We start from the raw sequence: 12,515 nt of genomic DNA, 5'->3' as shown, positions 1-12,515 counted from the left end.
GTTACAGCGCCGGGAGGTCGGCGATTTGGATCATTTCGTCGCCGCGGGAGCGGGACCAGAGGATGCCGCGGCCGGGTGGGAGGCGCATGGGGCGGATGTCGCCGATGAGTTTGCCCTCGTCCCGGGAACCGCTCATGAGGAGGGCGGGGACCGACAGGTTCTTCATCGAGCCCAGGACCTGGTCGTAGAGAGCTCGGGAGATGCCACCCATATTGCGGGAGATGATGACGTGCAGGCCGATGTCGCGGGCCTGCGGTAGGAGCTCCACCAAGGCGCCCAGGGGGTTTCCGCCCGCGACGACCATGTCGTAGTCGTCGACCACGACGTAGATCTCCGGGCCGGTCCACCAGTCGCGATCGCGCAGCTGCTGGGGGGTGATGTCGGAGCCGGGAATGCGCTTGGAGAGGTAGTTGACTACTTCCTTGATCATGCCGCCACAGGTCTGCGAGGAGGTCGAGTACCCGGCCAGCTGGTCGCCTTCCAGCACACCCAGCAGGGTGCGGCGGTAGTCGATGAGGATGACGCGGGCCGTGTCGGCGTTGGAGCTCTCGGCCAGGCCGCGAATGATGTTGCGCAGCACCGTGGTCTTACCCGATTCGACCTCGGAGAAGACCATGAAGTGCGGGTCGGAGCTGAAATCCAGGACGATCGGCTGCAGTTCGGATTCGCCGATGCCGATGACCACCTTGGTGGGGCTCTGCTGAATACCGTGGCGGTGGGCCAGTTCCAGCGCCTGCTCGCGGGGCACGCTACCGGGCAGCGTGCGAACGGCGGGTGCGCGGCGTTCGCCCCAGATGGCCTGCATCTCGGTGCGCGCGGCGGCCACACCCTCGGCCAGATTCTGGACGTTGGTGTCGGAGTCCAGGCGCGGCATGGCGATGAGCATGTGCAGCTGGTCCGGGGTGAGACCGCGGCCGGGCCGGTTGAGCGGGACGTTGACCGCGACGCGACGGCCCATCTCGGAGTCGGAGGGGTCACCCAGGCGCAACTCGATGCGGGTACCGATCATGTCCTTCACCGAGGCGCGGATCTCGCCCCAGCGGTTCGCGCCCAGGATCACGTGGATGCCGTACGAAAGACCCTGGGCGGCAAGCTGTCCGACCACCGGCTCCAGGCTGTCGAATTCCTCGCGGACGACCTGCCAGTTGTCGATCACCAGGAACACGTCGCCGAATCGGTCGGCCAGTACCGGGTCGTCGGCGCGGTCCGAGGCCAGCGCGGCGTGCTTGCGCCGCCGGAATTCGGCCATGGATTCGATGCCCTGGGCGGCAAAGCGCTCTTCGCGCTCGCGCAGCAGGGTGGCGAGTTCGGCGATGGTGCGCCGCACCTTGTCGGAGTCGAGCTTGCCGGCGACCGAACCCACGTGCGGCAGGCCGACCAGACCCGCCATGGAGCCACCACCGAAGTCGAGGCAGTAGAACTGCGCCTGTTCGGGCGTGTGCGTGGCCGCCGCGGACATGATGATGGTGCGCAGCGTGGTGGACTTGCCGGACTGCGGGCCACCGACCACCGCGACATTGCCCTGCGCCCCGGCGAGATTGATGGTGAGCACGTCGCGGCGCTGCTCATAGGGCTTGTCGATGATGCCGATCGGCATCCACAGCTGCCCGTGCCGGTTGACCGGCGACCGCCAGTCCGGATCCGGCAGCAGCATGTCCACGGTCGGCGACTCGTCCAGCGGCGGCAGCCAGACCTCGTGGGCCGGGCGACCGTGACCGGTCAGGCGTTTCACGACGGTCTGGAGCAGGCTGTCGGGCAGGCCTTCGTCGCCTGTCGGCGGCGGGGGCGGCAGCAGGTCGAGCGGATCGAGCGGGTTCTCCGGTTCGGGCTGCTCGAGGATTTCGACCATAGCGGCGGTGAATTCGCGCGGCGGCGCTTCGACGACGGTGGTGCCGTCCGCGGCCTGCCGGGCCGCCCGGGGTGCGACGTAGGGACCCGATACATAGGTCGCGTTGAACCGCAACGGATCCGAGGCGTCGCTCTTCAGGTAGCCGGAACCCGGGATGCCGGGCAGGTGATAGGCGTCGGTGATACCGAGCACCGCGCGGGATTCGTTGGCCGAGAACGTACGCAGACCGATGCGATAGGACAGATGCGAGTCGAGGCCGCGCATCTTGTTCTCCTCCAACCGCTGCGAGGCGAGCAGCAGGTGGACGTGCAGCGAGCGGCCCAGTCGGCCGATCATGACGAACAGATCAGCGAAATCCGGCTTCTGCGAGAGCAATTCGGAGAACTCGTCGATGACCACGAACAGCGCGGGCAGCGGGTCGAGCGGCACGCCGGCCGCGCGGGCCTTCTCGTACTCGTTGACATTGGCGAAGTTTCCCGCGGAACGCAGCAGTTCCTGCCGCCGGTTCATCTCGCCGGCGAGCGCGTCACGCATACGGTCGACGAGCGAGAGCTCTTCTTCGAGGTTGGTGATGACCGCCGCCACGTGCGGCAGCGGATCCATACCGAGGAACGTCGCACCACCCTTGAAGTCGACCAGAATCAGGTTGAGCTGATCCGGCGAGTGTGTGGTGACCATCGAAAGAATCAGTGTGCGAAGGAATTCCGACTTTCCCGAGCCGGTGGCGCCGATGCAGAGGCCGTGCGGCCCCATACCGTTCTCGGCGGATTCCTTGATGTCGATCTCGACAGGTGTCCCGTCCGGCGTGATGCCGATGGGCACACGTAGTCGTTCGCGTCCGGCGCGCGGCCGCCACACCTTGGCCGGGTCGATCTGGGACGCGTCCGGGATCTTGAGCAGGTTCATCAGACCGGGGTCGGCGGCGGAGGTGTTGTCGCCGAGGCTGACGATCTGCGCCGCGGTGGCGATGCGGAAGCGAGCCAGGCTGCGCGAGAACGCCTCCGCCTCCGCGAGGGTCACGCGGTCGGCATTGGCGAACTTCTCGGTGCCGGCCGCGCTCTTGGCGAACACCTCTCCCCCGACCGCGACGAGCTGCAGCCCGCGCCGCGCGGCCAGGCTGTTCTCGGCGGCGCTCAGGTCGATGACGGTGACCGCGTCCAGACCGGACTCGCTGATCAAACGCTCACTGCCGCTGACATATCCGTCGTCGATGATGACGACCAGGTGCATGCGCCCCTGCGTCGGTTGCGGATTGCGCATGAACCGCCCGCGCTCGAGCAGATCGTCGGCGAGCGCCGTCTCCAGCTCGCCGAGCGAGCCGTAGATCATGCGGGCCGCGCCCATGCCGTCGCGCTGGCTCGAATGCTGCACGTGCGGCAGCCATTTCGCCCACGCCCAGGCCTCGCAGTCGGGTTCGGCCGTGACAATGGCGACGGCGACGTGGTCGGGGCCGTGGAACGCGGTGAGCTCCATGAGCATCGACCACACCAGCCCGCGCGCGTCCTCGGCCGGTCCTTCGACATTGATAGCCGGGAAGGCGCGCAGCGATACCGCGGTCGGCAGGTGGTGCACCACGGAATGCGTTCGCACGAAACGACGCAACGCCACGGTGGACACCGGCTCCAGATCCTCGAGCGGACCGGTTTCCGGCCGCGCCAGCTTGGCGGCGAGCCGGTGCGTGCCGATGCCGACGCGCACATGCCCGAAGTCGGGATCGTTGGGCCGCCGCTCCCACATGCGCCGGGTGCCCACGACGGACGGCAGGTCCGCCGGTTCCGGATGGCTCCAGATCAGCGTCTCGAGCTGCTTCTGCCCGGTGCGCCGCACCTCGCGGCGGGTCTGGTCGAGGTACCGGAAGTAATCCTTGCGTTCCTCGTTCAGCTCCGAGGAGCTCTTGCTGCTGCCGCGCTGACCCATGAGCATGCCGGCCATCGACATGATCATCATCATCGGCATCATCATCATGTACGGGTTGGACAGCATCGACCGGCCCATCAAGCTCATCATGGCGAGCATGCCGATCATGGCGACCACCATGACGACCGGCATGAGCTTGCTCATGAGCGGCGCGGGCACCGGACGCGGAATCTCCGGCGGCGCGGTCAGCGCCATCTCACCGCCCGGGGCGCGGGGTGGGGCGATTCGGGGCCGGCGCACGAAACCTTCGGTAGCCATGGGTATTTCTCCGGTCGTTAGGAATCGAGGTCGGGTAGCTCGTCGTCGCGGCGGCGTCGCCGGAACGGAATCGACACGGCGAGACCGATTCCCAGCGCGGACAGACAGACGAGGGTGCCGACGGTGGCGACCAGCCACGGCAATCGCGGTGGGCCGACAGGCTTTTGCGGTGTGGGGAAGGCCTGGGATTTCGCCGCCCCGACATGGATCGGCAGCTCGGGCGTGTCCGCAGTGAGCGTGCTGGCCGGGAACTGCGCGGTGAGGGCGGCGACCGGATCGATCAGGCCCGCGCCGACGCGGTCATCGCGGCCGGTGCCGGGCTGATGCGCGGTGAGCATGATCTGGTTCATCACCTGCCGCGCGGTCCAGTCCGGGTACTTCGCCCGCACCAGCGCCGCCAGGCCCGCCACGTACGGCGCCGCGAAACTGGTTCCGTTGATGGCCTTCTGGCCCGAGTCGAGACCGGTGGCGTTGACCAGCCCGGTCCCGCCGGGCTTGTTGTCGAGCGAGACGATGTTGGTCCCGATCGCCGCGACGCCGACCCACGGGCCGTAGAGCGAGAAGCTGGAGGGTCCGCCGCTGGGATCGACCGAGGCGACCGCCAGCACGTACCTGTTGAACCAGGCCGGGCTGGAGATGGTCTTCACCTTGTCCCAGCTGGTCTTGGTATTGCTGTACTGGTCGTTCTGCGTTCCGCAGCCATTGGCCTGGTCCACATTGCCGGCGGCGACGACCACGACCACGTTCTGTTCGTAGGCGAAACGCACGGCGTCGCCGAGCGCGCTGTCCGCGGTGTCGCCACCGGCGGCCGTGCAGGCGTCCTCGGAGATATTGATAACGGTCGCACCCATATTCACCGCGCGCACCACGGCCGCGGCGAGGGTCTGCATATTGCCGTACCCCGACTTGCTCATGCTGCCCGGCGTGTCCCCGCCATTGGAGTCCTTGGCCTTGTAGGCGTCGCTGAGCTGACGGATCGACAGGATCTCCGCGTCCGGCGCGACTCCCACGAACGCGTCGTCCGCGCTGGGCTGAGCGGCGATGATGCCCGCGACCAGGGTGCCGTGGCCGTCGCAGTCCTCGGTGGTGCCATCGCCGTCGGAGACGAAGTCCCCGCCGCCCTGCAGGTTCGCCAGCCGCGGATGCCGATTCACACCCGTGTCGATCACGGCGACCTTCTGCCCCGCGCCCCTGTGGTTCGGCCCCGGATTGGCCTGCCAGGCCCCGGGCAGGTCGAGCACCTTCTGCGCGACGGGCTCATCGCGCGGGGTGTCGCCCTTCAGCGACTGTTCGACGCAGACCGCGTTCTTCTGGGTCGGCACCGGTGGCGCGGGCTTGCCGGCCAGCGCCTGCGCATCCCCGATATGGGAGAGGTCAGGATCGGGCTGGGTGACGGTGGCCGCCGCGGTGCCCTGCGGCCCCAGCAGCGCACCGCCGAGAATCGCCCCCGCACACAGTGTTCGCGCCCAGTTTCCAGGACGCCGACTCATATGTTCCGAGCCGTCGAGTAGACGTCCATGATCCACAGCACCAGCGGGACGATCGACACGATCAGGCCGTATTCGAACAGCTCGTTGAAGCGCCGGGTGACCGGGGTGACCTCGACATGCGGGCCGATGACGCCGAATCCGATGGCTCCCACCGCGAATACCAGCAGCAGCCCGGCGGAGACGAGCAGCATTCCGTCGTCGGACAGTGCCAGCAGTACCGCCAGACCGATGAAAGTGACACAGCCGCTGGCGATCAGCGTGGCGGCCTGGGTGAGATCGGCGAACGAGCGTCCGCGCAGGCAGAGAATGATCGAGATGACGACGGCCAGGGCGATGCCCTGCCAGCGGTCGGAGTGCAGCGGGTCGGCCGTGCCGAGCGCACCGGCGACGGCGCCCAGCGCACTGCCGATGACGATGCCGGTCTGGAACTGATTGGCGGTGCGGGCACGCTGCCCGAGCCCGTGTGCGGAGGGCAGCACGGTCGCGCCGATGGCGCCGATGCCCTCGATGGTGGGCCGGGGTTCGTGGTCGGCCGGATCGATGGCGGCGCCGGCGGTGGGCACCGGCGGCACGGGTAGTCGCGCCAGCATGGCGGCCAGCCGCGGCACCATCGACAGCACGATGATCGACGCGACCAGTACGCCCGCAGCCACTTTCGGCACCCCGGCATCCCAGATCATGCGCACGGCCGCGCCGATTCCGGAGAGGATCACCACGGTCACGACCGCGGACACCACCGCGGCGCCGGCCCCGATGATGCGGTAGCCGACCACGGCGAGCAGCAGGGTCGCGGCCGCGCCGAGCATGAGGTGCGGACTGCCCACCGAGCCGGGCACGGCCAGCGCCGCGCCGCCGAAGGTGAGCAGCAGCATGCACAGCGTGAGCACGGTCGCGGTCAGCTCGTCGGCGTACTTGCGCATGGCGATGGCGGCGGCGACCAGCGCGGCGACGGCACCGCCCAGCAGCAGCGGCGGCGCGACGAACTTGTCGCCCCCGGATCGCGAGATCAGGCCCAGCACAACCGCGAACGCGACCGCGGCCACCCCCGCCACCAGTCCGGTCCACCGTGCGGCGGTCACGGACCAGCTGCGGAACTCCTCGGCCGTGAGCCTCGACACAGCGTCGATGACGTCGTCGAACAGCGCGGGCGCTTCCTTGGCGGAAACCGCCCGCAGCACCAGCAATTCGCCGTCGTAGATCTCGGCGTCATTGAGCGTCTGACTGGGCGCGATCATGTCGCGACCCAATTTGGCCAGCGTCCAATGCTGCGATTGGAGTGGCGTCCCGCCCTCCTCGCCGCCGATCGGATCCGGATTACGGGATTCGATGAGCCGCACCAGATCACCGATGAACGCGGCGATCGGAACGTTGGCCGGTAGACCGACGTCGAGCTGGGTGTTCCCCCCGATGACGGACACTCGGCACAATTCGGGTTCAGCAGCCCGTGGGCCGCTGATCGACTGTGCTGTCACTGACTGAACTGCTCCCCTGTAGCTCTCAACAGTTGCCCGCCCAGGGCGGTTAACCATAATGTATCCGACTGTCCGCAGCTCTGCGATTCGCACGGTGTGGGTGGGGATTGTGAACGAAAGACCAACCAGGTTCGACGAATTCGGGGTTCGACTAGGATGATCGACACTCGCCAGGCCCAACGCGCCTTCGATGCGGGAGTGCTGTCCCTGGGGTTGAGCATCGACGGCCAGGAGTCGAACCGGGACCTCGACTACGCCAAACTCGCCTTTCAGCGCGCGACCGAGTGGGACCCCACCATGGCCGACGCCTGGCTGGGCCGGGCCGCCGCCGGGGATGTCACCAAAGATGTTCTGAGCAACCTCTACAAGTGCAGCACCGTCTCGCTGGGACGGGAACAGCGCCGGTTGGGGCTGGCGCCGCGGGTGCTTGCTGGACGTTTTCTGCCCGGGCTCTACATCGATTACCCGCTGTCCAGTTTCACCGAGATCCAGCTGGCGTGGGCCGCGCACCTGATCGCCGAGAAGTCCTACGACGAGGCGCTGCAGGTGCTCGACGAGCTCGACAAGCACCGCCGCGCGCGAGCGAGCGAGCCCGACTTCGAAATCGACGGCCGCATAGCCAAATACGTGCGCGGCATCCTGCACTACAACACCCAGCGCTGGCCGGACGTCATGTCCGTGCTGAACGGATCCGACGGCTGGGAGGACCCGTACCTGGCCGCGGGAGCGCACGTAATGGTCGGCACGGCCTGTGCGCAGCTGGGTCTGTTCGGTGAGGCGATCCGCCGCATGGAGGCCGCCGAGGCAGGCCCGATTCCGGCGGCTCGCACCGCGGCCATGTTCTGCCGCGGCCTGTGCCTGCGCGAGAACGGCCAGGCCGAGGAGGCCCAGGCCCTGTTCGAGAAGGTGTATTCGCAGGCACCGGATTTCGACGCCAATACCGCGGCCATGCGCGACCGCACCTACCGCATCACACTCACCACCCGGGAGGTGATCGAGGCCCGCACCGACCGCTGGGATCCGGCCTCCGCGCCCTCGCTGGAGGAGAAGCAGGCCGCCGAGCACGAGGACCGGGCCAAGGAGATCCTGGCGCAGGCGCGCGCCGAGCTGGACAAGCAGATCGGCCTGGCGGCGGTGAAGACGCAGGTGGCCAAGCTGCAGTCGAGTGCGCAGCTCGCGAAGATCCGTGCGGAGAAGGGACTTTCGAGTTCGGCGCGCGGTCAGCATCTCGCGTTCACCGGCCCGCCCGGAACCGGTAAGACCACCATCGCGCGTGTGGTCGCCAAGATCTATTGCGGCCTGGGCATTCTCAAGACCGACAAGGTCGTCGAGACCAAGCGCTCCGACTTCGTCGGCCAGCACCTGGGTTCCACCGCCATCAAGACCGACGCGCTGATCGACACCGCCATGGACGGCGTGCTGTTCATCGACGAGGCGTACACCCTGATCCAGCAGGGTCTTTCGGGTGGTGACGCGTTCGGCCGCGAGGCCGTCGACACGCTGCTGGCCCGCATGGAGAACGACCGCGACCGCCTGGTGGTGATCATCGCCGGATACGACGGCGAGATCGATCGCTTCCTGGCCGCCAACGACGGTCTGGCCTCCCGCTTCGCCAAGCGACTCCAGTTCCCGTCCTACACCGCGGAAGAGCTGGGACGGATCGGCGAAGTGGTGGCGTCCAAGCGGGACTCGGACCTGTCCGAGGACGCGCTCAGCGCGCTGGTCAGCACCTGCGAAAAGCTCTACACCATGGAGAGCACCGACCAGAGCGGGCAACCGCGCCGCGGTGTCGACGTGGCAGGCAACGGTCGCTTCATCCGAAACCTGATCGAGGCCGCCGAGGAGGAACGCGAGTTCCGGCTGGCCAATGACGAATCCATCGATCTGAGCGCCGTCGACGAGTCGGTGCTCATGCGGATCGAGGGCCCGGACATGAAGGCCGCGCTGAGCACCCTGCTCGGCTCGCTCGGCCTGGCGTCGGCAGCCGACTGAGGGGCAACTGAACTGTGAACGACTTTCCGCGGGGAGCGGGCGGCTATCAGCCGGGCGGAAATGGTGGGAACCCAGTCGGGGACGGGGGCTACCCCGGAGACGGGCGGCACGGCCGGCCGCCGAGCGGTTACCCGCAGGGCGGTCCGGGCGGCTACGGCCCGGGCGGACCACGAGAATACGGACAGGGCGAGCCGGGCTTCGGGCCCGGCGGACCCGGCGACTTCGCACCGACCGGTGCGGCGAGCGGCCATTCACGCAGCGGCGACGGCGATTTCGGACGTGGCGGGTTCGACGAGTTCTCGCACGGCGGCTCGCCCGTAGCCGCGCCGCCGCGACCGGCGCCGCCGCAAGCGCGTCCCCCGGCGGCGCAGTCCGCACCAGAGCCCGTAGAGCCTCAGGGGCAGCACTCGCAGTCCGCAGCGAACCGGCCCGCAGCGAATGCCATTGCGGCCGAGCTGCGTTCGGATGATCTGTGGCTGCTGCGGAATCTGCCGCTGCGACTGGTGATTCCGGTGGCGTTGATCGGAGTCGCGGTCTCTCTGGTCGTGGTGGCGCTGCACGCGCCCTGGTGGGCGGCGCTGGTGGCCGGGCTGGTGCCCGCGCTCATCGGGCTGGTCCCGGTGGCCGGGACGCCGATCGGGCTGCGGCTGGGACGGTGGGTCGCGTATCGCTGGAAGCAGGCGCGCCGCGCGAGTCTCGACGAGAACGCCCTGGTCGACGTCCCGCTGCCCGATGGCGGCAGCTGCGGATTGCGCTGGGACGGAACGCTGTTGACCACCATGCTGCGCATCGATCCGCCGCCGGACACGCTGACCTTGCTGCGGCGCGGTTCACTGAGTACCGATCAGCTGTTGCCGCTCAACGAGATCGCGGCCTGCCTACGGCAATACGATGTCGAGCTGCATTCGGTCGATGTCATCAGCACCGGCACCCGCACCGCCAGCACCGAGGCGGTGATCTCCGGCTACGCGGCCAGCATCGCACCGCTGGGCCGCCTCTACGACGAGATCCTGGGCCCGCTGCCCGCCATCGCACACCGCACCATGTGGCTGGTGCTGCGCCTGAATCCGCTCGACAACGCCAAGGCCGTCGACAATCGCGGCGGCGGTCCCGAGGGCGCGCTGCGCTCGGCCCTGGTCGCCACTCGCCGGGTCGCGAATCGCCTTGCCGGGCACGGCATTACGGCGTCGATACTGACGACGTCGGAGATGACGACCGCGGTGCGTGAGCTCACCCGCGGTATTCCCGTCGGCGAATTCACCGAGCACCCGGACAACCTGGAGCACAACGGGGTTCACCTGACGAGCTACCAGATCGATCCACAGCTGTTCAATTCCGATGGCCTGGCCAAGATCTGGGCGGTCCGCAGCCTCGCCACCACGGTGACCGCCCGCCTGCAACCGGTCCCCGAGCCGGGCGCGAAGCCCGGCCAGCCCGCGAGCATCATCGAGGTGGACGCCCGAGTCCGCTACGACACCCCTTACGAGCACGGCGAACCCCCGGTCGCGGGCCTGAAGGAGCTACCCCGCCGCCAAATGTGGGCGCTCATGGACATCCTCGCCTACGGCACCCAGGAGATTCGCCCCAGCGGCTACCGCGGCCCCGTGGACGTCCTCACCGACATCACCATGCCGACAGCGGGCTGCGGCCAGCTCATCGGCGCCGACGCCACCGGCAGCGGCATCGCGGTCCCCCTCATCGGCGACGGCTCCCGCCGCATCGACATCATCGCCAGCCTCCAACTGGCCCAACAGGTCATCCTCCGCGCCATCGCCCTCGGCGCCGGCGCGGTGGTCCACACCGCCCGCCCCGGCGCCTGGCAGGGCATGGTGACCAATGTCGCCGCTCCCCACGCCCTCTCGCTGGCATCCTCGGTAACCCACAGCTCCCGCGGCACCGCCATCACCGGCCGCCTCCCCAACCCCGCCGCCACCGTCATCGTCTTCGACGGCGTCCCCGCCAGCGCTCCCCCGGGTTCGGCCACCGTGGTCACCATCCACGAAACCATTTCCGCCGATTACCAACCCGACGCCGACGTCACCATCGTCCAGCACCCGGATGCCCCGCACACCATCAGCGTGCACACCCCCGCCACCATGACCACCGCGCAAATGGTCACCACCCCGGCGGAACAGCACTACCTCAGCGGGGCCACGGCCCGGCGCTGAGACACCAAGTCCCCCAGTGGATTCCCAAGGTGTGCCGCTGCTCGAACCTGACAGTATGCTTTTCAGGCGAGCAGCTCAGGTATGGCTGGTCATTCGTTTCGGGGGAAGTTCTACATGCGTCACGGTTTCAACCGACCTCGGTCGGTCCGCGTCCGGCCGCGCGCAGCGGCAGCAGCGTTCTTACTGATCACAGCTTTGACGAGTACCGGCTGCCGGGCCGATTCCCGTGCGGCCGAAGCGAACTCGGTAGATCTGAGCAAACTCGACACCGGCAGCTACGCGACCGCGCCGACGCCGGTCACCGCCACCGACGCGAGCGGGCGCATCACGGAGGCACTGCGGCTCGGGAACACCATGCCGCTGCCGATGGAAATCGATCCCGCGCTGACCCACGACGATGGTGGTGTACACCCCTTCGCCCATATCTCCGAAGTGCTTCGTCCCGAGATGAAGGGCGGCCATTCGGCGTTCGGTTGGCTCAATGAGGCGGCCTTCACCAATGATCCGGCCGGATTCGTGGCGGGTTTCGCGACGGCCGCACGCACGGACACGGACGAATCCCTCGGGTACCGGCTCACCGATGTCGTCATGGTCTTCGACAACGACGGCGACGCCGCCGCGGCCGCGGCGGCCGAAGGGGCCAACGGTTTCCTGGACGTCGGCTTCGGGACGGGTGAGCCCGCGCAGTCGTCCGCGCACCCCGCCGCGCACCTCTCGTGGCTGCCCGACGACCAGTACCTCGCGACGTTCTACCCGACCGGGAAGTACCTCATCCTCACGCTGGTCAACAACGCCGAGAACTTCTACGCGAAGATCTCGGATCTCCCCGATCTGATCGCAAAGTCCGACAAGACGATCGACGTCACCGCCGACAAGCTGAAATCGTTCCAGCCCACCGCGCCTGACCAGGTCGGCTCGTTGCCGGTCGATCCGCAGGGCCTGCTGCGCCTCACCCTGCCGCGCCCGGCCGGGGACCAGACGGCGCACGCGTTCGACGGCGTGCTCGACAGGCACGGAGCCCTGCACACCGAATCCGATGTGGTGCTTGCCCGCTCGTTGTACGACAAGGCCGGGGTGGACGCGGTCGCATACGGCGCAGGAGCTCTGTACCGGACCCGGGACGCGAACGCGGCGAAGGACTTTGTGAAGTCCAACGTGGACAAGTTCCTCCACCGGATCGATTCGCCGCCCGAGCTGCCGAGCGCGTTCTGCGTGAAGTACCACGGCCCCGATGTTCATGCGTTCCCGTTCACCTGCTCGGTCGTCTATGGACGTTTTGTGGCGACGGTGTGGTCTCAGCAGCAGCAGGACGTCTTCCAGCGCATCTCCGCGCAGTACGCCATGCTCGCCAACGGGAAGTAGGGGAATC

The 12,515-nt window shown here is 68.2% G+C and carries 6 protein-coding genes; 3 read left to right on the top strand and 3 right to left on the bottom strand.

The features are described 5' to 3' along the window. Window position 1: 1 nt before the first annotated feature. Genes eccCa through eccD form a run of 3 tightly spaced genes read right to left on the bottom strand, consistent with a single transcriptional unit; the run spans window position 2 to window position 6,932 of the window. Complete coding sequence (eccCa, locus tag ACFXHE_RS09990) at window positions 2-4,024, bottom strand: type VII secretion protein EccCa (RefSeq protein WP_379381698.1); 4,023 nt, start codon at window positions 4,022-4,024, stop codon at window positions 2-4. A 17-nt stretch (window positions 4,025-4,041) separates the two neighbouring features. Beyond that, the gene (gene mycP, locus ACFXHE_RS09985; protein ID WP_379381696.1) at window positions 4,042-5,514 is read right to left on the bottom strand and encodes a type VII secretion-associated serine protease mycosin; all 1,473 of its coding nucleotides are present in this window, start codon (window positions 5,512-5,514) and stop codon (window positions 4,042-4,044) included. After that, window positions 5,511-6,932: a type VII secretion integral membrane protein EccD gene (gene eccD, locus ACFXHE_RS09980; protein ID WP_379381695.1), complete on the bottom strand. Its 1,422-nt coding sequence runs from the start codon at window positions 6,930-6,932 to the stop codon at window positions 5,511-5,513. The genes mycP and eccD overlap by 4 nt, the downstream gene beginning before the upstream one ends. A 210-nt stretch (window positions 6,933-7,142) precedes the next feature. On the opposite strand from eccD, the gene eccA reads away from it, so the two are divergent. From eccA to ACFXHE_RS09965, 3 genes are all read left to right on the top strand, one after another. Next, window positions 7,143-8,978 carry a type VII secretion AAA-ATPase EccA gene (eccA, locus tag ACFXHE_RS09975; protein ID WP_379381693.1) on the top strand — a complete coding sequence of 612 codons (1,836 nt, stop codon included), beginning with the start codon at window positions 7,143-7,145 and terminating at the stop codon, window positions 8,976-8,978. 14 nt (window positions 8,979-8,992) lie between these two features. After that, window positions 8,993-11,146, top strand: a complete 2,154-nt coding sequence (gene eccE, locus ACFXHE_RS09970; RefSeq protein ID WP_379381691.1) for a type VII secretion protein EccE — start codon at window positions 8,993-8,995, stop codon at window positions 11,144-11,146. 195 nt (window positions 11,147-11,341) lie between these two features. After that, window positions 11,342-12,508 (top strand): hypothetical protein, encoded by a 1,167-nt coding sequence (locus ACFXHE_RS09965; RefSeq protein ID WP_379381690.1) that lies wholly within the window; start codon window positions 11,342-11,344, stop codon window positions 12,506-12,508. The last annotated feature ends 7 nt before the right edge of the window (window positions 12,509-12,515 follow it).

This window comes from Nocardia sp. NPDC059229, from assembly GCF_042754165.1.
Classification (GTDB): Bacteria; Actinomycetota; Actinomycetes; order Mycobacteriales; family Mycobacteriaceae; genus Nocardia.
This window is presented reverse-complemented; position numbering and strand designations above follow the sequence as displayed.